Source organism: Streptomyces sp. NPDC058637 (assembly GCF_042717325.1).
Lineage (GTDB): Bacteria > Actinomycetota > Actinomycetes > Streptomycetales > Streptomycetaceae > Streptomyces.
Genome location: NZ_JBHXRD010000041.1, coordinates 43,087 through 66,082, shown reverse-complemented (window position 1 = coordinate 66,082; position 22,996 = coordinate 43,087). Strand labels below are relative to the sequence as shown.

Below are 22,996 nucleotides of genomic sequence, written 5' to 3'. Positions count from 1 at the left end.
CAGGCCTTCTTCCGGTCGGGGCCCGCACGCACGAGGAAGCGGGGTCAGCTGGGCTGGTCGCCGGTGTACCGGCAGATGTCGCCGGCGGTGTTGACGTGCCAGGCGGTGCCGTCGGCGCCGGCCGCATGCAGCCCCGACCCATCACCGGTACCAGCCGGGCCGATGTCTCACTGCAGACCATCTCCAGATTCCTGCTCTGACAGCTCTGGAGACGGGGCCTGCACCAGCGTGACGGCCCGATCGGGGGAGACGAGCTCGCAGGCTTTGACGAGGGTCTCGGACAACAGCCGACCTGTTTGAGGGCAACTTCAAGGTTTGGTCTGATGCTGAGGCGACTACTTACGGCAACCGAGCGCGACGTCGAGAGAGTGCTACATGCGGAGGGTTTGAGTCCATTTTGGTGGAAGAGGGGCGCAAGTGGGCTGCGAGGCGGAATGTGACTCACGTGCTGGTGCACGGTTGTTTCTGTGCCCGTGGAAATGGCTCTCGCCATCCGCCCGGATCCGCGCCCGTTGCTAAGCGGAGTAGGGCGAGGAAAGGGACCCCCGGGTCTCAGCGCCTGGTGGACGGGTCGCTGCGCCAAACCCCCGTTGCGACGGAAACGCTGGAGTCGATCACGCAGGGTGTATCTGTCGAGCGCGACACGCTCGAACAGTCATTCAGATTCGCGACGCTGCGCTGTCGTACGGTCACGATGCCGAATTTGCGAATGACATCGATACGCATCGGGCTGACTGCTGGGTGCGATGAGGGGGGAACCATGCGTACGTCTCGGATAGCAGCTGTTGCGGCGAGTGCCGCGGTCATCGGAGTGCTGGGAATCGCGCCGGCGTTCGCGCAGGGTGGCTACACCAGCTACATCACTGCGTGGAAGCCGGGCAAGGAGTCGAAGCAGTGGACTGATGGCAACACAGACAGCGTCTCGACGAGCGTGAAGTTCGCTGACTGCTCCGTGGACAACGGCAGTTTCACCTACGCGGGGCTCCAGCTGAAGAAGGTAGTCGGGGGCCTGCCCGACACGGTCGTCAACAGGGACAACAACTATTGCGACACGTCGAGCTTCGGTGACAAGGCTGCGGGCTCGTACTACTTCAACTACTCGAGTCTGAACGGGCAGGACACCACGGCCGCGTTCCTGAGCGTCTCCACGGTCACTGTGCGGTACTGACTGGTTCACGATGGTGTGGGGTGTGTGGTTGCAACCACACACCCCACACCATCGTCTGGACCTGAAAGTCGTCACTCACCTGGGGTTTTGCGTGCCACTGCATTACACGGACTGTTCCTTTGCCTACCGGGCCTGCACTCCTGTGCTCGACAGCCTGACGATGGACCTCCCGCAAGGGTGCACAGTCCTCCTCGGCCCGAACGGAGCCGGGAAGTCGACACTGCTGTCGCTCGGGGCGTCCTCCCTCACCCCCGTATCCGGGCGAGTCACGCTGGGGCGCCTGGACAGCGTCCGGCGGCGGGACCGTCGGGCTTTCCGGCAGAAGGTGGGCTGGCTGCCGCAGGAGGTGAAGGCCATCCCGGCTCTGACCGTGCGGGAGCAGGCCGCGTACGTGGGCTGGCTGAAGGGCCTGTCCAAGCGAGAGGCGTGGGACCGTTCGGCCACAGCGCTGGAAAAGGTCCGCCTCACGGAACTGGGCCAGCGTAGGAGCCATGAGCTGTCCGGAGGCCAGCTGCGGCGTCTGGGCATTGCGCAGACGCTGGTGCATCAGGCCGAGATCGTTCTCCTGGACGAGCCGACCGCGGGCCTTGACCCTGTCCAGCGCGGTGTCTTCCGGGATCTGCTGGCGGAACTGAGTGGCTCGGTGCACTTCATCGTCTCCACGCACCAGACCGAAGACCTTGCCGACATCTACGAAACCGTCATCGTGTTCGACCGGGGCCGGCCGGTGTTCCGAGGGCCGGTGAGCGACTTCTTCTCCACCGCCCCCGTCGGCACCCCGTACGAGCGGCGGGCGGAAAGCGCGTATCGCGGCCTGGTCCGAGGGGAGGTCTGAACTGTGCGTATCTCAACACTTCTGCGCTCGGGCCCTGCCATGTGGGCCGCCCTCGTCCTGATTCCCGTGCTGGTGTGGTTCAGCGCCCAGAACACCGAGTCCGCCATCGCCTACTGGCCTTCCATCAGCTCCCAGACCACGGTCGTCGTCGGCTTCATCAGCGCGGCGTGCGGGGCGGGAGCGGCCTGGGAAGCAGCCCGGATCAAACAGGGCGGAATTACTGTACTGGCTCCGGCCCGCGGATCGTTCAGCGTGGCGGTCCTGCACCTCGGACCTATCGCCGTACTCGGTCTGATCGCGATGATCGCCCCTTTCGTCGTCGTCCTGACATCGGTGGCTTCCACGTCCGGTTTCCCGAACCCGGCAATCCTCACCGTTTCCTACAGCGTGATCGTGGCCCATATCGCTTTGGGCTGGTTCATCGGCGCCCGCATGCCAAAATTCCTCGGCGCCGCCACCATGCTGATCTTCGGATACCTGTGGGGATTCTGGCCGGCGGCTCTGGGCGGTCTGCCCTGGCTGCGCCACCTCAACGGACAGGGCGTCACCGAGTGCTGCGGCCTCGACCAGGAACCCTCCATCCGTAGCCTGGCGGCCACGGTCACCTTCTCCCTCGCGATCATGACGGCTGTCGTTCTCAGCTCAGCACCGCGCCAGCAACGCTGGCGCCCGCTGCTGTCCCTGAGCGGGTTCACCGTGGCCACCGCCGTGGCGCTCGCCCTGGCCGTCCCCCTCGAATTCCAGGGCACCCAGGCCCGCGACACCGCACTGCGCACCTGCACAGGACAGAACCCGCAGATCTGTCTGTGGCCCGAGCAGAACACCCGACGGGCAGACATCAGCCACTGGGCCCAGGAGACCACCGCTCAGCTGGCGACCGTCGGCGTCACCCCGGCCCGGCAGATCGAGTTCGGCGACCCCCAGCCCGACAAGGCCAACGTAGCCTCGAACATCGCCACCAGCCCACTGCCCAACGAAGCACCCCCGTGCGCCCTGCGCCAAGGCGCCGCATACCCCGGCGACCAAGCCATGATCGCCATATACGCCTGGCTCTCCCTCACCGGCGGCGTCCCCAAGAGCGATCTCGCCCAGCGCTGGCCCCTCGAAGCGATCACCCTCGCCGAACAGATCCGCGCCCTGCCCACACAAGCCCAGCACGCCTGGTACGAACGCAACATGCGCTCCGTCCACGACTGCAAAGTCCTGCCCGACCTCGCCCCCGCCTCCTACACCAAGGCAGCCACATCGTGAACTGGTGGCACCGCGCACACGCCACACCCCTCACCGCAGCAGTCCTCATCGCCACCATGCTGCTGGTACCACTCCTCGGCGGCTCCGCCCTGCCGATCCCCTCACTCCTCGCCGGAATGAGCGCAGGAATCCCCGTGGCCCTCGTACTCCCCGCCATCCCCGCGGCGCTCACTCTGCACGCGCTCAACCGGGTCCCCCGCCTCTACGACACCACCGCCGTCCGCCCCGTGGCCCGATACCAGGCAGGCATGCTGGCAGCAGCCACCCTCCTGTCCACCACCATGGGCCTCGGTGCTACTTACGCGGCTGACTCCTCCATGTCCCTCGCCGCGGCAAGAAACTTCCTCGGATACCTGGGCACCGGACTCATCGTCCAATACCTCGCCGGCCACATGTACGGCCCTCTGACCGTCGCCCTCGTGCCCGTCCTCTGCGCACTCATCGGCCTTGGCCCCGGCGGGCGCCCCTTCCCCTGGACCTGGCCCCTGCACGAGGCGACCTCCCCTCTCGCCGCCGCCACCTCCCTGCTCCTGCTCGTCGCAGGAATCGCGGCAACGTCACTTCTTGCGCCGGGTCGCGAGGAGCCGGATCTGTTCCGGACGTGGGTCTCGGGTGTCATCCGGTCACATCAGTCGTGATCGGTGACGCAACAGATCCGCATGTCACCGCTGTCGTCTCCAGGCTTCCGAAACGAGGCACTGTCGTTATCGACGCTGAGACGCTGCCCACCGTGCTGCACCGCCTGAGCCCGACACGGGCGATATTCATCGACCTGGCAGGCGAGCGAGTCCAGCTCTCGTCAGAAGTACAGGCTCGCGGCTGGATCAGGAGCTTGGCTCCTGCGGAATGGGACGCGGGAACAGTCCTGGGCAGCAAGGGAGCCGCCCGCCTCGCCGCCCGTATGACGGTGCTGGCCGCTCTGCTTCGGGAAGCCCGCGTCTCATGGATGTGCGGCGTAGACGCGTTGTTCGCAGCCGAAAACAAGCTCGTGCAGTATCAGGCCGCCCACACCATCGGGCTGCGCGTCCCCAGCACCTTCATTTGTACGGACCCTGCCTATCTGGCAGCCGAGCTAGGTGAGCCCTTTGTCATCAAACCACTCGGTCCCGGTAACTTCACGGCTGAAGCGGGCCCCCGCCAAGTCGTGCACACGCGTGCCGTAACCGCTCAGGACCTGGCGGGAGCTGACTTGCTCGGTGCGCCCTTTCTCGCGCAGAAGCTGCTCACTGCCCGTACGCACCTGCGGATAGTCACCGTGAACGACCGTGCCTGGACTGCGGAACTTGAGGCCGTCGGGTTGCCGCTCGACTGGCGCCAAGCTGACCAAGCGCACCGCTCATTCGTCCCCGCCTCTCGTTGGGGCAGCACCGAACGAGAGGCGGTACGCCTGGCCCAGCATCTTCAGACCGGCTTCACCTGCCAGGACTGGATCGTGGATGAAGACGGACTCGCCTTCATCGACCTTAACCCCGGCGGCCAGTGGCTCTTCCTACCCGACAAGATGACCTCCCAGATCGCTGACCTGATGGCCAGCTGGCTGCGAGGGACCTGATGCCTGTTATCAGCGGGCGATTCGCCGAAGCCCGCCTTTACCTCTACTACTGCGTGGCCCTGTTCCACCCCGGGCGAACCATGCCCACATTCGCGGAACCCGAGCCCCATACACGCGACATCCTCCCCCTCAGCGATGACGAACTGACCCTCCTAATCGAGGAGGGCCGCCGCCAGCTCGACCGACAAATGGCGGACATGGACCGGATCCGCACCCGGGCCGGCGCTCTCGCGACGGTCGCGCTCGCGCTCACCGCAGCTGTCGTGAGCAAACTTCCCGATGTACTTCAACGGCACTGGACGCTCATCAGCCTGTGGGGCGTGTCCTGTGCACTGGCATTTCTCGCGGTCGCAGGAGCGGCCTCGATCCTCTCGGCCCGCGCAGTCCTCGGACGCATCGACACCCGACTCGCCGCCCAAGGACTTCGGCCACTGCGCTCAGATCTTGCGGAGGCATACGTAGAACTGGTCAGCACCGGAGAGGAGACGGTCAGGACGTTCCTGACCGTGTTCCGTGACGCAGTCACCTTGGTAGTGGTCGCCGCGCTCGTATTCTTCACCGTGCTGGGAAGCATCGCTCTCAGCACGACCAGTCCGACACCCATGAACGGAAAGGAAAAGAAATGCCAGACCTCTACGAGCTGTTCGGCGCCCCTGTCCCCGAAGTGACTTCGGCTGGCCCGGAACGTCCCAGGCCGGGTACGACTCACACAGCATCTGTAGAAACGATCGACAACGACCGTGCTGGGATGCTGCTCGGAGCTGTGAGCATCTGACTTCCCCTGACAGCCAGCCCTATGCGGTCGCCCACGGAGGCGAACGATCAGGGCTGGCCCTGGAGAGAGTACTTACCCCCATGACACTCGATCGTGCCAACTCGGCACCGCCGCCGTCGGTCCCCTCCGGAGCGGCGATCAACCCGATGGTGCTGGACCGGCCAATGCTGCTCGCCGTCCTCGATACCAACGCGCTGCTGGTGGAAGCCTGCGCTCTGGCCAAGAGCGGCGGCCGAGAAGACAAGTTCACCGCGCTGACCCTTACCGGCCGCGCGGTTCCATACATCGCCGCGCACGTCCTCGGTGAGATCGACAGACACCTGGCGAAGATGGCCAACCACCACGAGGTAGCGGAGAGCCTGGCGCGCCGCGCGCTCGAAGAGCGGATCCTTCCTTCTGTCCGGGTGGTTGCCAGTCCGTTTGCAGGCCCGCCACACTCTTGAGTTCCGGGTCGGCCTCCGCGAGCCCGCGGTCCAGCAGCGCGCCGACGCGGTGGACCGGCAGCGCGCAGACAAACCATTCAGCTTCCAGCTCCCGGCGCCGACCGCGCGGGCCGCGTATCTCAGCCCCGGTGACACGGCGACCGCTCAAGGCCAACCGCTCGACCCCCCATCCCAGTTCCAGCCGCACCCCCAGGGAAGCCAGATGACGGATCCACGGGTCGATCCAGGCGGTGCTGGTGGGGCCGTTGAGGACCCGGTCCGCCGGCTGCAGTTCCTCGCCCCGGCCCAGGAACCCGTAACTAAAAGCCTCCAGGAACCCACCGACCGTATGCGCGCTGCAGACCTCGGCCCGCGCCGCGACCACGGTGCGGGTCGCGCCCACCACACACGCCTTGACGTACTCCTCGGAGGCGCCGTCGGCCGCGGCGAAGTCCCACCACGAGGTCGACTCCCACTGGCCCAGCCGCCGCTCATCACTGCTCGTCATGTAGACGAGCATCCGGTTCGCGAAGTACAGCAGCTCTTCGCTCGTCAGCCTCCTGCCACCCGCCTCCAACCCGACAGAACGCAGGAACTCCATCGGAGTCCGGGCACCCGCAGCCGCGGACACATCGGTGACCCGCTCACCCACCCGGCCCGAGCGCGCGGAAAGCATCTGCGTCGCCTCCCGCAGATTCCGCGCCACCCCTTCCGTGCTGCCGTCGACCGGGATACGGCGCAGCGTGTCCGGCAGACTCCGGTAAAACCCGGGGAAGAACCTAAACCCGTGCTCACTGGGCAGGTCGAACCGTCCGCCTCTGCCGGTCCCCGGCACCCACGCACTGCGGGCCTTGCCACCCCAACCGGCGGGCTCCACCACCGTCACCTCGAAGCCGCGCTCCGCCAGCTCCATCGCCGCTGTCAACCCGGCCACGCCACCACCCAGCACCGCGACTCGCGAGCCCCGCCCCACGGACACCACCACATCCTCTACCGGGGCCTCCAGCGACAGCGGGGCCCTCTCCACCCAGTGACGACGAGTAGATCATTAATCTGCTTTGCGTCACGGACGAGCCTCCCTCTCAGCCCCGGCGGCTCAGCGGCCCCGGGCTCGGCCCGCTCGACATCACCGCCACCGACGTAGAGACCGTCCACGCCCCGGTGGGTGAGCCCCAACGACTCTGGACCACCCCCCGGCATCACCCCCGTTCCGACCGAAAGCCAGCCCTGCCCGCCCTCACGGGCCGGGCGGTGGGCCTGCCACAACAGCGGACTCGTCGCTTCTGCGACTCAGTTACGTGGCGAAGGGGGACCGCCTCGGCTGGCGCAGGGGCTTGCCACCTCGGGACGGCAATCGGGCCCTCGGCCTGTGCAGCCTCGGCCCACAGCACGAAGTCGGTCCACCGACTAAGTCGGTGGACCGTCACGAGACTTCGAGGTCAGGACCCATTCCCACATGCCGTCGGCGGCCCACATCCGGCAGCTGATCACCGTGCCGCTCAGCCACCGGCTTCCCGCGCAGGGCCCTGCCGTAGGGCGGGGCGCAGCCCTGCGCGGAACGCAGCACCGAAGGACAACGCAATCACTGCCGGGTGAAGTGCCACATCTGCGAAGTAGTTGGAGAGTTGGGGTTGGGCAGTTCACGCAGCGGTGCGTAGTTGTCGTCCCCGAACAGGCCGGTGACGGCAACCTCCTCGTTCAGGAAGGGCGACAGAACCCACCGCGCAGGGCTCTCGTCGGTGGACCTGAGGATCCACCACTGGGACTTGTTCGTCGTGCACGCAGCCAGGTACACCGAGCCCCCCGGCTCCCCGGCCCTGGCATCGGCGCAGTTCCCGGTTCGGGCGCTCTTCCAGTGGAAGATTCCGGGACGCCCGTTCACCTGCTCGAACTGAAAAGTGCGCGGGAAGGGATGGTCTTGCCGGTAGTAGACCTGCAGGAAGGTGCCGGCGTTGCCGACCGTGTCGTCGGGGACCAGGTAGTTGGTGTGGGCGTCGTTGGTGATGACAACAGGCCCCGATGGGACGGGGGCGGCGGTGGGTGCGGCTTGCGCGGACCCTGTCAGGACTGCGACGGAAAAGATAGCGGCCGCGGCAGCGGCCCAGCGACGGATAGTCATACGGGCGATCTTGACGGGCCAGATTTGTGCTAAACCGTTTTTTCGGGAGATGACCACCCGATCGAGGAGAGCCAGCTATCCGGGGTGGACCGGTGCCGCTGTCCGGCTCGGAGCTCTCCACGGCGGACGGAGTGCTGCTACTCGCCCAACCTGGCAAGCAGGATGCCACCGCGGCTTGGACGAAGACATTTGGGCGCCACCTGCTGAAGGGGCTTCGTCAACCCGGCAGTCCCCCGGCTGCGGCCTGGTAACACGGGCAGCACAACACGCCACCGACCGAAACGACAGTCTCCGCGCACTCCCTGATTCACGCGGGGCGCACGCCCCCTTACTCCTATTGGGTGACCAACTCGCGGCGACGATAGCGGCAAGATCGAAGTGCAGTGATCTTGTCACACGAGTCCTTCCCGCCCACCCCCATCGAGCAGCCCGCACGATGGGCCTCCCTTTGCGAGAGCAGAGATCCAGGGGTCTTCTCGCGCAGCACGAAGGGGCGCCCCCTGGGCGGGAGCGTGTCTGTGCGCAGGTCACCCATTGCATGGTCAATTGGATGAATATCGAGGAGTATTGATATGGCGTTGACAACGGCAACGGTTGCAGCCGAGTTGGAGGCTGCGAGCAGGGTCGGAGATCCTGCGGCTGATGCGCTGGTGACCGACCTCCTCGAGAACAGGGAGGTCGACGGGATCAACGCCCTCTTCCGGACGATCGGAACGCTCAAGCCCGACACGGATTTGTCGCGGCTTCCCGATCGACTGGCCCAGTTCCTGCGGGAGGCAGCTACCCCACCGCCGGACTGGAGCGAGGCAGACGTCAAGGCCGCCGAGGGCTTCTTCGGCCACCACCACGGAACCGCCTCGATGCTGCAGGGCACCGTCGGCCTCATCGGCACCTACCTCGCACCCACCGGGGCATTCACCCTGCGCTCCACCGGCCGCCTCGGAGGTGTCGAGGGACCGGGCCGAAGGCTGTCGCAGTCCTCCCGCCTGTTCATCGACATGGGCAACAAGAACGCCATGCGCGACGGGACCCTGGCCGCCACCGTGACGAAGGTGCGCCTCGTGCATGCCTCGGTCAGGCAACTGCACAAGCAGAGCGGCCAGTGGGACTACGACAAGTGGGGCGAGCCGGTCTCCCAGAAGTACACCACCGGCGCCGCCTGCGTCTTCAGCACCCAGATCCTGCAGGGCATGAGGAACCTCGGCATCGATGTCTCCGCCGACGACGCCCGCGGCTTCATGTGCGCCTGGCACTACGTCAACCACTACCTCGGCACGCCGGAGAATTGGCAGCTTCCCAAGGACGCCGACGAGGCCGAGCGGCTGTGGAACCAGGAGCGGGAGACGGAGTGGAAGAAGACCGACGACGGTGTCTTCATGACCGCCCAGGCCATCAAGTTCTACCGCGACCTCCTGAAGCCCGGGGCCAGTGACGCCTACATCGCGCTGACCCGCGTTGCGCTCACCGACAAGTACGCCGACATGGCCGGCTTGCCCAAGAGCCCCCTCGACCTCGCGGGCAAGCCGCTCGCTGCGGGCCACGGCCTCGTCAGCGGAACGGCCGGCGGCCTCTTCGGCGGAGCCGCCCAGCGGACCGTCGGCGTCAACCCCTACAAGGACCTCCTGGGAGTCGCCTCGAAGGCGTTCAACGAGATCGAGCAGTACGCACTCACCCACGACCAGGACGACCAGCCTCAGATGCACCAAGAACTCGACGACAACCGCTGACCACCGGTCATACGGCCTAATGGAGCCGCCAAGCGGACTGGAGTATCGCGCGCTTGGCGGCTGCGGCTTCTCACACAGGCTCAGGGCGGAGGCAACTGAACCCTCTGCCCCAGTTCAGCTCAACACGCTGGACTTGACAGAGAAGGAGTCGGAGATGAGAGCCCGGTAGTGGTCGAGGGACAGGACTTCGGTTCGGGGACCAGGTGGAGGCGAGTGTGGACTTGCCGGAGCCGGCCGCGCCGATGAGGACGATGACGGCCCGCGGGGGGATGGTCGTGTCGAGCTGCTGGAAGGTCACGTTCGTTCTCCTTCAGGGTGGTTGGGGGTTCGAATCAGGAGAGGTGAAAGAGGGGCCGGTCCCTCTTCCTGCTGGGGGTGGGGCCGGGCTGGCCGGTCCTGTGTGCCGTCCCGGCCCGGGTGCGGGCTGGGACGGCACACAGGCACGTCGGTCCTCGTTCAGAAGGCGGGGCTGTCGGCGGCGGGCTCCGTGGCCACTGCGGTGACGCTGGGGGCCTTGGGCGCGGCGGCATCCGGGATGGGCGGGCTGGTGAGGTGGCGGTGGACGTCGCTGATGGTGTGGATGTCGATCTGCTCGTCCGTTTTGCTGGTCAGCAGGGTGAACCTGGCGTGCGGGTAGCGGCCCTGGATGTAGGTGAAGAACAGGACTGCGCCGGGGGCGATGTGGAACATGGCGTCCCCGTCCTCGTAGCCGTGCCACCGCTCCGCCTTGTTCAGGAGCTGGCCGTGGTCGACGGAGTACGCGGTGTTCGCCGCCCGGTGCGCGGCGTCGGCGGCAGTCGCCGCGGCGATCTGGGCGAGGCCCTCGTCAGCGGTTCAGCGCGACTGGCGGGACGTCGGCGGTCAGTGGACCGGCGGGAGTGCCTTGGCCGTGGCTGCGGGGTTGGAGCCTAGGACGGCGCGGAAGTAGTCGAGGGCCATGTCCTTCTGCCTGGCCCTGCGGGCATCGAGGGCCTCGTGGGTGAGCTCACAGGTTCCGGAGGCGAGGTCGGTGCCCAGGCGGGTGGCGGTCGCCGACTCCCGCAGGTAGAGCAGTGTCCGTCGGGAGTTGAAGTTCAGCAGCGCGTCCACGATCTTGTCGAGTTCGGGCCGGGTGGTGCCGTCCGGTGAGGTCAGCAGGTTCCGCAGGTGGCGTTCGCCGGCGCATCGGCGGCAGAGGCCGTGGTGGAAGAGCTTTTCGACGGTGCCGCACTGACACGGCTTGCGGGCCTCTGGGGCGACCTCCCAGCAGTTTTCGCAGAACGGTCCCCCGAGGTGTCCGGGCGACCACGCGCAAGGTGCGTCCGCAGTCGGTGCAGGGCTCCAGTTTCGTCAGGCAGGCCCGGCAGCGCGGGGTGCCGGCGGCGGCATGGAGGCAGGGGCGGACCTTGCCGCAGGTGCCGCACTGCATCCTGGGCGGTTTGCGGCAGGACTTGCAGAGTGGCCCGTTCTCGGTGCGTGCGGAAACGGCCCGGTGACGGCCGCAGCCGACGCATTCCTCCTGGCAGGTGGCGTCCCTGTCGCGGCAGTCGCTGCAGATGGGCGAGCCGTCGGGTGTGCGTCCGGCGATGGGTCGGGAGCGGCCGCAGTGTGTGCAGGGCCTGGCGGTCGAGCGGTTGTAGCAGGTGCCGCAGACCCGGAGCCGCTTGATGGAGTGGCTGAGCCGGACGGTGCGATCGCAGTGCGGGCACTTCGGCGCCGGGACACCGTCGGCGCCGGCCTGGTGCAGTCGCTCGGCCAGAAGGAGAGTCCGGGGCCCATGGTGGTGGGCCTGCCCGGCCAGCAGCCCCGGCCGGTTCTGAATGTCCCAGAGCAGGCGCCGGGTGATGGAGGTGCCGCCCTTGGTGACCCCGGCGATCACTTCCTGGAGAACGGACTCGCCGAGCCCGAGGGCAGGGCTGCTGAGGTAGTTCAGGAGGTCGGCGGCCGGGTCCTCGGTGCACTCGGCCTGGTAGCAGGACCGGCAGACTTCACGACCGGAGCGGTCCAGCCCGTAGCGCGGAGTCTTGCTGTTGCCGCAGCCGCCGCACGCCCAAGGACTGTCCGGGCGTCTCCCACCGCATGGGGCACAGGTCCGCAGGCCAGAGCCATTGGTGTTCGTGAGCGGCCCCATCCTGCCGCAGCACGAGCAGGGCGGCCGGACGACGTTGACGGCGCCGGCCTGCGCGAGAAGGCGAATCAAGCGTTCAACCGAAGCCGGGCCTTCGGCCCGGCCCGAGGTCAGCAGCCCGGGATCGCGCTCCAGCGTCCGGGCCAGGAGGACAGCACGCGGCTTGGCGTGTACGGCCTGGGATATCGCGAGCTGGACCATCTGCGGCGGCAGGTCGGGCTCGACCGCGGCGACGAGGTCGACGATCACCGCGTTCGGGTCCGTCTCGGCCCTCGGGATGGTGGTCACGACGGCCCGACGATCCGGGCCCGCTCGGGCCGGAAGCCGCCGACGCCGGTGGTCTCGGTGCCGTCCGCGGCCTTGTTCGCCCGGGGCCTGTCCGCGGCGACCGGCTCGATCAGGTCGTCCATCGAGCATCCGAGGATGTCGAGCAGGGCCACCAGCACCTTGAGGTTTGAGCCGTTCCGGCGTCTCGACCACCAGGCGGTAGATCTGGCTGGCCGACAGGTCGATGCCCCGCTCGGCCAGCAGAGGCCGCAGGTCGGTGGTGGAGAACATGCCCTTGGTCGCCATGACCTCGCGCAGATGCCACTTGTAGTCGAGCTTGACCGTCATCGTCATCCGTTCCGTTCCTGGCCCGCGAGGCCGGAGTCGTTGCCGAAGGCCAGGTCGATGGCCTTGAGCATCATCGTGTTCGCGAAGTCGTCGCTGACCGCTAACGGTGGGCTCGGGTATTGGAACTCTCGGAATGCCTGCCTCACGCCCTGGCCATTGAGAGATATCGCGTTGCCACCGAAGGCTGAGGATCAGTAGGTTGGCGCCATCATGAGGACGCGAAATCTGAGGTTCGGCCTGTATGCAGACGAGCAGGGGCTGGCATGGGTCAGGGGCATGGTCGACCGGACTGCAGGTTCCCGGAGTGCCCAGATCGTCAAGTTGGATGTCGCACGCACCTATCCCGATAGCGACCTCACGACCGCTGAGATGTACGACCTTCTGGCAGAACAGTGGGCCCTCGAACATCCTGGTCAGAACAGCGGCGACCGGGAAGCGGTTGAGCTGCGGGTCCACCTGGAGTGTTCCCTGCGGACATGGCGAGCGATCCGCAAGAAAGTGATCAAGACTCTGTGTCCGGAAGGCATGGCGCCCCACGCTTGCCGTGTTCCATGGTGCGCCTGAGCTGGTGCACGGTTCTCGGCGAAGCACCGCGATGCCCCCTCTCTGCCGTCGACGGCGCATTTCATGAGCTATTCCTTCGGCTGATCTCGGCTGCGTAGGCGCCCCAGTCACCGGCGGCGGCTCGCTGCCATTTGACTGCGACGGTGATGTCGATGCCGAGGGTGCGGCGAGGACCGCAGCGGGCAGTTCGGTAGCGAGCTGGAACAACGCGGTCGAGCGGGCCTCGGCGAGCCGGATGCCGAGTTTGCGGAGTCGTTCGCCCATGGCCCAGGCGCTGATCGGGCGGCCGGGCTGGCCTCCAGGGAAGAGCCAGGGCGAGTCCGTGCGGCCGAGGACGGCATGGCTGCGGCGAACCTCGACCTGTTGGAGGGCCAGTTCAGCGACGGGTGCAGGAAGCTCGACCGGGACAGGGCCGAGGCGGATGCGGACGCCGCCGTCCGTCTCGTCGATGTGGTCGACGGTGAGCCGGGAGATCGCAGCGGGCCACTGGGCATAAAGGAGCAACAGCAAGCCAGCGAGGCGGTCTTCGGGCTTGAGGGTGTCGTCGTGCAGCAGACGACGGGCGGTGGCCCAGCGGGCCTCGTCGTCCATCGGCTGGGAGGGCCGTTCCATCGCTCGGCCGGAAAACTGAGATCGCGGGCGATCTTCTGGGCGAGGGCCCAGCGCACGAAGTGGCCTGCCTCCTGGCGAAGACGGGCGTCGCCGCTGGTCATCCAACGTTCAAGGTCGGCCTGCCGGCAGGTGGCAAGGGTCAAATTCTTGCCTTCGATCCAGTCCAGGAGGTAGACGCCCGCCCGCAGGTGTTGCCGCGCGACCTGGAGCTGGTAGTACGTGGTCTCCTTGCCCCGGCTGCGACGGCGAAGCCGGCGCAGGAGGTGCCAAGTTGCGTACCGGTGCAGGATCTTCCGTCCCTCGGCCGTCGTATGGGAAGTGACGAGGTCCTTCACGTGCCGTTCGAGACGGACCATCTGCTCGTCCCGCTTGGGCAGGGCGGCGCTGGCGACGAGGACGCTGCGGATGTGCTCGACGATCTTGCGACGGTCGTGGACCGTCTTGTTCTGAAGGCCACGGCCGCCGATCTGCTGGCGTGCCCATCCCGCCAGCATCGCCTCCAACACCGCGTCCTCGGGGTGCAGCAGATGTACCCCCGAGACCAGCTCCAGCCGAGCCGAGCCGAGCCGAGCCAGCAACTTCACGCCTACCGTCAGACACCCCGCCCCCTCTCGCCAGAGGGCAGAATCATGCATCTAATGACTGATCGCTACCAAACCGCCAGGTCAGGGCTTCGGTCGCATCAACGTGTCGGACAGAACGAGGACGCTAGACTTCCGCAACGCAGCGGCATGGGGCCTGTACGGATCGCGCATCCGATGCAATTCCCCGGGGTTCCACAGCAACGGTTCGCGCCTGTCCAGGATTCCGTGGGTGATCGCGTTGATCGCGGCACCCGTCAGCAGGGCACTGACGGGGACGCGGTAGCCGAGGGTGCGGGTGACGGCGAGCTGTACGGCGCTGTAGCTGGCGACGTGCCGGCACACCGGGCGGCGGCCACAGGCGCTGGCGGTGCAGGTGCGGCCTTCCTTGCCGTACCGCCAGGGGCTCTCTTCCACCGGGGAACCGTCGTTCTTGTAGACCATGTGGGAACCGTGCATGCCCTTGGTCGACGCGTCGTGGCTGCTCTGGACGAAGTGGTCGCCCAGTGCGTGGACTCCGTCGAAGACGGCGGTCAGGGCGGCGACCAGGGCGAGGCCTTCGATGGCGCGGAGGCGATCGGTCATGCTGGGTGTGTTCCTCATCTCGGATTCGGGGTGGGGTGCGGGGCGTCCGGCCTCTTGCCGATGCTGCGGACGCCCCGTGGTGCCTTCGCCCCCGGCCGGTCTCCGGCCGGGGGCGGTGGCGCTCAGAACAACGGCTCGTCCCAGGCCGGGATGGGCAGGAGCCGCGCGGAGTTCGCGCCGGTCGGACCAGCAGCCGCACGCCTCCATCTCGGGGAAGGCGCCGCTGGTCCAGCAGTCGCCCTCGCCGTGGCAGCGCGGGCAGTCCGGCCGGGGCCGGGCCGTGATCTCGATGCGGTGCCGGTCGGTGTGGAGCTTGAGGTGACCGGCCTTGAGCGCGACGGCGGCGGCCAGCAGCAGGGCGGCGCGCAGGTGGCGGACGGTCACTTCAGTGGGGCCGCGGCGGCCGTGAGGATGTCGGCGTGGTCGAACGCGAGGTGGGACAGCGCGTCCAGGGGCCACCAGCGGGCGGCCGTGGCGTCGTCTCCTGCCGTCGGCGGAACGGGCGCGGGCAGGGTGCCGTGTAGGCGACGCTGACGTACCGACCGCGCGGGTCGCGGCCGGGGTCGTCGAAGACACCCACCTGCCGAAGGGCTGCGACCGGAACGGCGATACCGGCCTCCTCCTCGAGCTCGCGCAGCGGCGACAACGCTCGTCTCTCCGACGTCCACATGACCGCCGGTTCTTTAGGCTCCGGTGTCGGTGGTGTCGGTGGTCATGAGCTGGTGTCCTCTCGGATCATGCGGCAAGCAGGTGCTTGGCCGGGGGAGCGATGTAGGAGGCGGGGTCCGCGGGCGTGCCGTCGTAGCACTCCATGCAGGACCCCAGGGTCTTGAGCGGGATGCAGTGGAAATAGCGCCGGCCGCAGGGGCCGGGACACTGCTGACGGGCAGCCATCGCCTTGTTGAGCGCGGCTTCCTTAACGAGAGTCATCGGGAGCTTCGGCTTCGCCGGGTCGATCCGGTACAGCCACGCGAAGCGCTTGCCGCCGCGGCACTCGATCCGGGCGACAGGTTCCTGGCCCCCGGGGCGCGAAGCGAGCGGGTTCGTCACGAACTGACGCTGGAATCCAGGGAACCCGCGGGGGAGTGACTGTGTCATGACGGAGAGTGTGGCGGGTTGTATAAAGTGGCTCACGAGGGGCCGTGTCCGTGCCGGGGCGCCGCCCCCGGGCATCCTCACCTGCCACACGGGCCGTCCCGCATACGCCGTTGCGGGCGGGACATCAGCGCTGTGCGGTTCCGGAACGGGTGAGATTCGGCGTCTGGTCCGACGGCGGCGGGGCGGTGTCGGTCAGTTTTCCGCCTTCGATGCCGACGTCTGGAACGAGGCGGTCGAGCCGGCGCGGCATCCGCCAGGCCCGGTCGCCGAGCAGGGCCAGTACAGCGGGCACGATGGTCATCCGGACGACGAAGGCGTCGAGGGCGACCGCGATCGCGAGGCCGAATCCGATGGACTTGATGGTGAGATCGTGGGAGCCGACGAAGCCTGTGAACACCGCGATCATGATGAGGGCGGCGGCGGTGACGACCGTGGCGCTCGATCGGAAGCCGGACTCGATAGCGGTATGGGCGTCGGCGCCGTGGACGTACGCCTCACGCATGCGGGTCACCAGGAACACCTGATAGTCCATGGCGAGCCCGAACACGATCCCCACGAGCAGGATGGGCATCAGGCTCGTGACCGGGCCGGTCTGCTCCAGGCCGATCAGGTTCGCCAGCCAGCCCCACTGGAATACCGCGACGACGGCACCGAGCGCGGCCAGCACCGACAGCAGGAAGCCGAGGGCGGCCTTGAGGGGGACGAGGAGCGAGCGGAAGACCAGGATGAGCACGAGGAAGGCGAGGGCAACGACGAGCACCAGGTAGGGCACCATCGCGCCGCTGAACTTGTCGGACATGTCGATGTTGAGCGCGGTGGTGCCGGTGACCATGGCGCGGGTACCGGTGCCGGCTTCGGTGTCGGCTGCCAACGTCCGGATGGCAGCGACCAGGTCCTTGGTGGCGTCGGTGCTGGGACCGCTCTTCGGGACGACGGTGAGGATGGCGGTGTCACCGGCCTCGTTGAAGGTCGCGGGGGTCACGGCCGCCACGTCCGGCAGTTCCCCGACGTCCCGGGCCAGGGTGTCGGCGGCGTCGTGCGCGGCCTGCGGGTCGCTGTCGTCGACGGTCACGGTCAAGGGGCCGTTGAAGCCGGGGCCGAAGGACTCGGCCAGCATGTCGTAGGCCCTGCGTTGAGTGGTTGAGGTGGGCTGCGAGCCGTCGTCGGGAAGTCCGAGTTTGAGGCCCGATACGGGCAGGGCGACGGCGGCGAGGCCGATCACCGAGATGAGCAGGGCGGCCACCGGCCTGCGCAGGACCAGACCGACCCAGCGCTGCGCGACCGTACGCCTTGCCGCCACCGGCGAGGTGTGTACCGCCGTCCGCCCGCGGGACCGGCCCAGTACCCGGTCGCCGGCGAAACCCAGTAGCGCGGGCACCAGTGTGACGGCGACCAGCACGGCAACGGCGACGGCGCCGGCCGCGGCCATGCCCATGGTGGTCAGGACGGGCAGGTTCACCACGGCGAGTCCGGCGAGGGCGATGACGACAGTCAGGCCGGCGAAGACGACGGCGGAACCAGCGATGCCGTTGGCACGGGCGGCGGCTTCCCGCGCGTCGTATCCGGCGGCGCGTTCGGCGCGGTAGCGGGAGATGATGAACAGCGCGTAGTCGATGCCGACGGCGATGCCCAGCATCATGGCCAGCATCGAGGTGTTGCCGTCCATGTCGAACACGGAGCCCAGCACCGTGATCGTGGCCAAACTCACGCCGACCCCGAGCAGCGCGGTGACCAGCGGAAGGCCCGCGGCGGACAGCGAGCCGAAGGTGATGACCAGGATGACACCGGCCAGCGCGAAGCCGATGATCTCCGGGGTGCTGCTCTCGCCGGCCGTGGGAAGGGCGTCGCCGGTGCCCTCGACGGTCAGCCCGTGGTCGCGTCCGGCATTCATGGCCCGGTCAACGCCGTCGTACTCGGCATCGGTGAGTTCGGTCTCCTTGACGGTGTAGGTCACCTGGGCGTAGGCCGTGGTGCCGTCCTCGCTTACGGTTTCGTCGGTGAAGGGGTCGCTGACGTCCGCGACACGGGAGGAGGAGCCCCGTATCCCCTTTAGGGTGACGGTCACGGCCTCCGCGGGGCCGGAGTCATCGATGCCCTGCCCGTCCGGGGCCCGCAAGACGATGGTGGCCGTGGCACCGTCGGCGTTGGCTGCGGGGAACTTCTCGTCCAGCAGGTCGATGGCACGCTGGGACTCCGTGCCCGGCAGTGTGAGCCCCGTGGTGTTCGTGCTCGTGGTGCTGACGGCGGCGGCGCCGACGGCGCCCAGGACGACAGCCCACAGAAGGACCGCGAGTCCGCGCCGCCGGAAGGCGAGGCGGCCGATCCTGTGGAGAAGAGTGGCCATGAGGGGTACAACTCTCGTGTGAGGGGCGTAAGGGGCTATGGGTTGCTTTGTGCGACCGGGTGCGGCCCTCACGGGCGTCGGTGCTCAGCGCCGCTACAGGTGGGTCGTCCGGCCTCTCGTGCGGGGCGCGCGTGACGGCAGCTGTCACGGACCGGTCGTCAGCGAGAGGGCCGCCGGTACAGGCAGTGCCGGCGGGTGTTCACGGCCGTCATCCGGCCGGGCTCTGCGAGGGGTGCGGCTTGCCGAGCATTTGGCAGGTGGCCGCTTCGACGAGGGCCTTGTTCGCGGTGGCGGCCTTCTCGTCCTTGATGCCGAAGTTCGTGCTCGTCAGGACGGCGACGCTGTGCCGGCCGCTCGCGTCGGTGTAGATCTCGCTGGAGTAGCCGGGCAGGCCGCCGGTGTGTCCCCAGACGGTGCCGCAGGAGGTGTCCACCCTCATCAGGCCCAGTCCGTAGCCACCGCCCTCCTCTGGAGCGTCGACCGTGGTGCGCATCTGCTTCATCTGCCCCTCGGGCAGCAGTTCGCCGGAGATCAGCGCCGTCAGGAAGCGCTGCCAGTCCTGTGCCGTGGAGACCATGCCGCCTGCCGCCCAGGACCAACTCGGGTCGACGGCGGAGGTGTCGACGGTGTCCTCGGAGCGTTCGGGACCGGTGAATCCGACGCCTTCGGGCAGGTCGACGGTCCCGGAGAGGATGGCTCTGAGGCGCTCGGCGTTCGGCTCGTAGCCGGACACGTGCTGCGTTCCGGTGGTCTCGTCGCCGGCCTCTTCGGCGGTCTCGGCGTCCCAGTCGGCGCTCGTCGCCAGGAACGAGTCCTCCATACCGAGCGGCTCGGTGATCCTCTTCTCGATCAGCTCGGCCAGGCTGGTGCCGGTGGCCTTCTCCAGGATGAGCCCGAGCGCCTCGTAGTTGGCGTTGCTGTACGAGTACGTCTCGCCGGGCTCGGCCGGCGGGTCCTGCCCGGGCGTGATGGCGAGGAGCTCCTGCGGTGTCCAGGTGCGCTTTTCCTGGCCGGTGAGGGAAGGCAGGAACTCCGGCGTCAGCAGGAAGTCACCCAGGCCGCTGGTGTGGTTGAGCAGCATCCGGACGGTGGCATCCTCGGCGCCCTCGACCAGGCCGGGCAGCCACTTTTCCACCGTGTCGTCGAGGCTGATCTTCTTCTCGGCGACCTGTTGCAGGACGAGGGTCGCGGTGAGTGTCTTGGTGTTGGAGCCGACCCGGAACCGGTCGTCGGCGGCGATGCGGTAGTCGGCCTCCGTCCAGGCGGCCTGCTGCGCGATTTCGACGGGCTTCCCGTCGCCGGAGTCGACGCGGGCGATGACACCCAGGGAGCCGGTGTCCGCCGCCTGCTGCGCGAGGCGGGCCAGCCGCGCGTCGGCCGTCGGGCTCGCCGAGCTCCGCCCGGCCGCCGGCCCGGCCCCACCCGACCCCGCGTCCGAGCAACTCACGAGCGCTGCGCCCATGCAGGTCGCCAACGCCATGGTCAGCGCCCTCGGGCGGATCCGGTGACGGCGGGACAGAGTGGATGCGGACATGATGATTCCCCTTCGGCGCGTGACGGTGTGCTGCGTGCGTCGAGAAACCCGGCAGTCACCCGATGAGAGGTCCTCCGGCGGGTCCCGTGCACAACAACCATTCAGTCAGTGGCGCGCCCCCGGTACATCGCTCGATGGCGGGCTTCCCGCCGACGCGGAGTCACTCCAAGGAATGACCCCGCCCGGTACGGTGCCCCGCCCCTCCGGGGATCAGGACAGGGTGTTCCTGGCCAGTACCGCCGCCTGTGCCCTGCTCTGGCAGCCGGTCTTCGCGAGCACGCGGCTGACGTGCGTCTTGACCGTGTGCAGGCTCACCACGAGCCGGTCGGCGATTTCGGCGTTGCTCAGCCCGTCCCGGATGAGACGCAGCACGTCGACCTCCCGCTCGGTGAGGTCCCGCAGCCGGGCCAGCTCCAGGTCGTCGGGCCGCCACCGGCCGCTGAGATGGCCCTCGATGACCCGTTGGGTCACCGCGGGGCTCAACGCGCTGTGCCCGGCTGCCACGGCACGCACTGCCCCGGTCAGCTCCTCGTACGAGCTGTTCTTCAGCAGGAAGCCGGACGCCCCGGCCGCCAGCGCGTCGTCGACATACTCGTCCAGGTCGAACGTGGTCAGCATGAGCACCCGGCTGCGCCCCGGACCGGTCAGTCCCCGGCGGCCCAGCTCGGCCAGCGCCCACAGGCCGCTACGGCGCGGCATACGGATGTCCATCAGCAGCACGTCCGGCCGCAGCCGCGCGCACGCCTCGACGGCTGCCTCACCGTTGTCCGCGGTGCCCGCCACGGTGATGTCCGCCTGGCTCTCCAGGATCGCGCTCAGTCCGGCGCGGATGATCGGCTCGTCGTCCACGACGAGCACGCTGATCTGCTCAGACACCCGCACGCTCCCACGGCATCGTGGCCGCGACGCGGAAGCCGCCGTCACGGGTCGGGCCCGCGACGAATGCGCCGCCCAGCGCGTCCACCCGTTCCTCCATGCTGACCAGGCCGAGCCCGATGCCCGCGCCGGCCGTGCCGCGCTGCGCCGCGCGGCCGTTCACGACCTCGCACCGCAGCGCTCCACCGCCGACGCCGTCGATGCCGTCGATGCCGTCGATGCCGTCGATGCCGTCGACGGTCACCCGGACCGGTGCCCCGGTCGCGTGCCGACGGGCATTGACCAGTGCCTCCTGCACGATGCGGTACACCACCAGTTGCACCGGGCCCGGCACGGACCCCGGCGCGACGCCCATCGTCAGCTCGACCGTTCCTCCCGCGGCACGGTGACTGTCCAGCAACGCGTCCAGCTCACCGAGGTCCGGCACGGGCTGGAGCGGCACCGCGTCTGCGGGGTGGCGCAGCATCCGCAGCAGGTCACGCAGCTCACCGCTGCTCTGCCGGCCCGCCGCCGCCAGCCCGTCGATCTGGGCACGGGCCCAGTCGGGTAGCTCGCCGCCCCGGGCCCGCAGGGTCTCCGCGTGCACGACGAGCAGGGTCAGCGAGTGCGCGACCACGTCGTGCATCTCACCGGCGATCCGTGTCCGCTCGCGTTGCGTGGCCTGCGCCGCCTCCAGGGCCTGTGCCCGGCGCGCGTCGGCCGCCCGCCGCTCGGCCGCGGCCAGCAGCGCCTGCCGGGTCCGCGCGGCGAATCCCATCGCCCACGCCAGCGGCATCGGGGCCAGCACGGCCAAGACGTCCAGACCGCCCTGGAAGTCACCGGAGTCGGTCGTCATCCGGTTCAGCCACAGACCGGCCAGGCCCAGCACGACGACGGCGAGGACCGCCGACACCGTCCGCCGCCAGCTCGCGCAGTGGTTGCCCAGGTTGTGGAGCAGCACCGCCAGCGGCAGGAAGACCAGCGGAGACAGCTTGACCCCCGCGCCCGCACTTCCCACCAGCGCCGCCACAAGAACCGCGAAACCAACGACGAAGGCTGTCGCCGGCAGCCGCCGCCTCAGCAGCAGGATGACCACGCCCACTGCCTCGTACGCCATGAGCGATGCCCATGCCGGCCTGGAGGCGTCCACGTACGGCTGCGACAGCAGCGGCGGCAGACACGTCAGTACGACCAACCCGGCGTCAGCGCCCCATCCGGGCCACCTGCCGTCCATCACTCTCATCCGTCCGACACTATGGCTTCGCACGTGTGCCTTCATCACTCCAAAGAGCCACTCTCGCGCTGACGTGGCTCGGTCCGTCTCACAGAGGACCGGTGAGCGTGCAGCGGTCAGCAGGGTGATCACCTCGTCGGCGGCCGTCCGCACGGTCTCTTCGTCCACGGAGGCTGACGGTCCGACCGCCGTCTCGACGGTAAGAGCTTCCGGCAGTAGGTGCGCCGGGTGGCTCATCAGGTCCCGGAGGCAGAGCAGGCACGAGCCTGGGTGATCATGGAGTTCTCTACGCTCAGTGATCACCGGAGGGCTCGTGCCAGTGGCGCCGGGCTCGCACTCGTCGCTCGGCACGTCGGCAAGCACGACGGGAACTCCGTACTCGCCCACAGTGTCGACGAGTTCGGGTGTGCTGGTCAGGTCGTGTGGTCGGGCGCACGGCGGCACGCTCGCCGTGCACCGGCGGGCGGTATGGTGACCCCCGCCGGAGCCCGTGGGGGGTGTGCGGCGACGAGGGGGACGGCATGGCTGCGTTGGGGCTGGTGTTCATCACCCTGCCGGTGCTGGCGATCGTGAGCTTTACCTGCTTCGCGGCGTTCCGCGCCCAGGAGAACAAGATGCTGAAGATCCTGGCGCAGGTCTGCCTCGCGGTCGGCGTCGGCTGTCTGCTCGTGCCGGTGGCCGCCGTTGCGTGGGGTCTCTACCAGGTCTGAGCCCAGACGTGCCCGGCCCGGCTGGGGTTCAGGCCTCCACGGCCGCCGGGCCTCGTTCAGCCCCCACGCGTACCGCTTGAAGTCCCGGTCGTCGTCCCCCAGTGGCGGGCGATCTGACGCAGGGCGTCCCAGTTGTGCTCCTGCGCCAGGTCGACGACGTTCCGCATCGTCAGACCGCCCCTCGGGTGCTACTCGATGAAGCCTTGATCGCATCTGCGACGCCTCCTCGAGCGCGCCGGACATATCGCCGCAGGAGTCCAAGCGATATCCATAAAGTCGCCCGGGACGCGGCCCGTGGCGAAGAGGCA

General features: G+C 68.3%; 20 protein-coding genes and 2 pseudogenes. 9 read left to right on the top strand and 13 right to left on the bottom strand.

Features of this window, described 5'->3' with window-relative positions; all coding sequences use genetic code 11:
* The first annotated feature begins 562 nt into the window (after nt 1-562).
* Genes ACFWVP_RS30840 through ACFWVP_RS30815 form a run of 6 tightly spaced genes read left to right on the top strand, consistent with a single transcriptional unit; the run spans nt 563 to nt 5,474 of the window.
* Nucleotides 563-1,168, top strand: coding sequence for a hypothetical protein (locus ACFWVP_RS30840; protein WP_384501262.1), 606 nt, complete (start codon nt 563-565; stop codon nt 1,166-1,168).
* Between the two features lie 10 nt (nt 1,169-1,178).
* On the top strand, nt 1,179-2,003 hold the full coding sequence (locus ACFWVP_RS30835; RefSeq protein ID WP_384501261.1) for an ATP-binding cassette domain-containing protein: 825 nt from the start codon (nt 1,179-1,181) through the stop codon (nt 2,001-2,003).
* 3 nt (nt 2,004-2,006) lie between these two features.
* Complete coding sequence (locus tag ACFWVP_RS30830; RefSeq protein ID WP_384501260.1) at nt 2,007-3,254, top strand: hypothetical protein; 1,248 nt, start codon at nt 2,007-2,009, stop codon at nt 3,252-3,254.
* The gene (locus ACFWVP_RS30825) at nt 3,251-3,892 is read left to right on the top strand and encodes a hypothetical protein (protein WP_384501259.1); all 642 of its coding nucleotides are present in this window, start codon (nt 3,251-3,253) and stop codon (nt 3,890-3,892) included. The genes ACFWVP_RS30830 and ACFWVP_RS30825 overlap by 4 nt, the downstream gene beginning before the upstream one ends.
* On the top strand, nt 3,889-4,806 hold the full coding sequence (locus tag ACFWVP_RS30820; protein WP_384501258.1) for a RimK family alpha-L-glutamate ligase: 918 nt from the start codon (nt 3,889-3,891) through the stop codon (nt 4,804-4,806). The genes ACFWVP_RS30825 and ACFWVP_RS30820 overlap by 4 nt, the downstream gene beginning before the upstream one ends.
* Nucleotides 4,806-5,474, top strand: coding sequence for a hypothetical protein (locus tag ACFWVP_RS30815; RefSeq protein WP_384501257.1), 669 nt, complete (start codon nt 4,806-4,808; stop codon nt 5,472-5,474). Before ACFWVP_RS30820 ends, ACFWVP_RS30815 begins: the two co-directional genes overlap by 1 nt.
* A gap of 368 nt (nt 5,475-5,842) precedes the next feature.
* Here the strand turns inward: ACFWVP_RS30815 and ACFWVP_RS30810 are convergent, their stop codons facing one another.
* A complete protein-coding gene (locus ACFWVP_RS30810) occupies nt 5,843-6,952 on the bottom strand; it encodes an NAD(P)-binding protein (RefSeq protein ID WP_384501267.1) in 1,110 nt (369 codons plus the stop codon).
* 633 nt (nt 6,953-7,585) lie between these two features.
* Nucleotides 7,586-8,122 (bottom strand): hypothetical protein, encoded by a 537-nt coding sequence (locus ACFWVP_RS30805; protein ID WP_384501256.1) that lies wholly within the window; start codon nt 8,120-8,122, stop codon nt 7,586-7,588.
* A 650-nt stretch (nt 8,123-8,772) separates the two neighbouring features.
* Between ACFWVP_RS30805 and ACFWVP_RS30800 the strand changes: the two genes are divergently transcribed.
* A complete protein-coding gene (locus ACFWVP_RS30800) occupies nt 8,773-9,849 on the top strand; it encodes an oxygenase MpaB family protein (RefSeq protein WP_384501255.1) in 1,077 nt (358 codons plus the stop codon).
* Between the two features lie 456 nt (nt 9,850-10,305).
* On the opposite strand, the gene ACFWVP_RS30795 is transcribed toward ACFWVP_RS30800, so the two are convergent.
* The 4 genes and pseudogenes from ACFWVP_RS30795 to ACFWVP_RS30780 form a co-directional block, all read right to left on the bottom strand.
* Nucleotides 10,306-10,539 carry a hypothetical protein gene (locus ACFWVP_RS30795; RefSeq protein WP_384501254.1) on the bottom strand — a complete coding sequence of 78 codons (234 nt, stop codon included), beginning with the start codon at nt 10,537-10,539 and terminating at the stop codon, nt 10,306-10,308.
* A gap of 171 nt (nt 10,540-10,710) precedes the next feature.
* Nucleotides 10,711-10,938 (bottom strand): hypothetical protein, encoded by a 228-nt coding sequence (locus ACFWVP_RS30790; protein ID WP_384501253.1) that lies wholly within the window; start codon nt 10,936-10,938, stop codon nt 10,711-10,713.
* A 1,302-nt stretch (nt 10,939-12,240) separates the two neighbouring features.
* A pseudogene (locus ACFWVP_RS30785) lies at nt 12,241-12,571 on the bottom strand (helix-turn-helix domain-containing protein).
* A gap of 2 nt (nt 12,572-12,573) precedes the next feature.
* Complete coding sequence (locus ACFWVP_RS30780; RefSeq protein WP_384501252.1) at nt 12,574-12,717, bottom strand: hypothetical protein; 144 nt, start codon at nt 12,715-12,717, stop codon at nt 12,574-12,576.
* Between the two features lie 757 nt (nt 12,718-13,474).
* Here ACFWVP_RS30780 and ACFWVP_RS30775 point away from each other — a divergent pair.
* On the top strand, nt 13,475-13,921 hold the full coding sequence (locus ACFWVP_RS30775; RefSeq protein ID WP_384501251.1) for a hypothetical protein: 447 nt from the start codon (nt 13,475-13,477) through the stop codon (nt 13,919-13,921).
* Nucleotides 13,922-14,412: 491 nt separating this feature from the next.
* Here the strand turns inward: ACFWVP_RS30775 and ACFWVP_RS30770 are convergent, their stop codons facing one another.
* From ACFWVP_RS30770 to ACFWVP_RS30740, 7 genes and pseudogenes are all read right to left on the bottom strand, one after another.
* A complete protein-coding gene (locus ACFWVP_RS30770) occupies nt 14,413-15,297 on the bottom strand; it encodes a hypothetical protein (protein ID WP_384501250.1) in 885 nt (294 codons plus the stop codon).
* Nucleotides 15,294-15,590: pseudogene (locus tag ACFWVP_RS30765) on the bottom strand (NUDIX domain-containing protein); the annotation flags it as partial. The pseudogene ACFWVP_RS30765 and the gene ACFWVP_RS30770, both read right to left, overlap by 4 nt.
* A gap of 58 nt (nt 15,591-15,648) precedes the next feature.
* Nucleotides 15,649-16,011 carry an RRQRL motif-containing zinc-binding protein gene (locus ACFWVP_RS30760; protein WP_384501249.1) on the bottom strand — a complete coding sequence of 121 codons (363 nt, stop codon included), beginning with the start codon at nt 16,009-16,011 and terminating at the stop codon, nt 15,649-15,651.
* 124 nt (nt 16,012-16,135) lie between these two features.
* Nucleotides 16,136-18,355: an MMPL family transporter gene (locus ACFWVP_RS30755; RefSeq protein WP_384501248.1), complete on the bottom strand. Its 2,220-nt coding sequence runs from the start codon at nt 18,353-18,355 to the stop codon at nt 16,136-16,138.
* Nucleotides 18,356-18,563: 208 nt separating this feature from the next.
* The gene (locus tag ACFWVP_RS30750) at nt 18,564-19,835 is read right to left on the bottom strand and encodes a serine hydrolase domain-containing protein (protein ID WP_384501266.1); all 1,272 of its coding nucleotides are present in this window, start codon (nt 19,833-19,835) and stop codon (nt 18,564-18,566) included.
* Between the two features lie 264 nt (nt 19,836-20,099).
* Nucleotides 20,100-20,771 (bottom strand): response regulator, encoded by a 672-nt coding sequence (locus tag ACFWVP_RS30745; RefSeq protein WP_384501247.1) that lies wholly within the window; start codon nt 20,769-20,771, stop codon nt 20,100-20,102.
* The gene (locus ACFWVP_RS30740; RefSeq protein WP_384501265.1) at nt 20,758-21,978 is read right to left on the bottom strand and encodes a sensor histidine kinase; all 1,221 of its coding nucleotides are present in this window, start codon (nt 21,976-21,978) and stop codon (nt 20,758-20,760) included. Before ACFWVP_RS30740 ends, ACFWVP_RS30745 begins: the two co-directional genes overlap by 14 nt.
* 521 nt (nt 21,979-22,499) lie before the next feature.
* Between ACFWVP_RS30740 and ACFWVP_RS30735 the strand changes: the two genes are divergently transcribed.
* On the top strand, nt 22,500-22,688 hold the full coding sequence (locus tag ACFWVP_RS30735) for a hypothetical protein (RefSeq protein ID WP_384501246.1): 189 nt from the start codon (nt 22,500-22,502) through the stop codon (nt 22,686-22,688).
* Nucleotides 22,689-22,996: the final 308 nt, after the last annotated feature.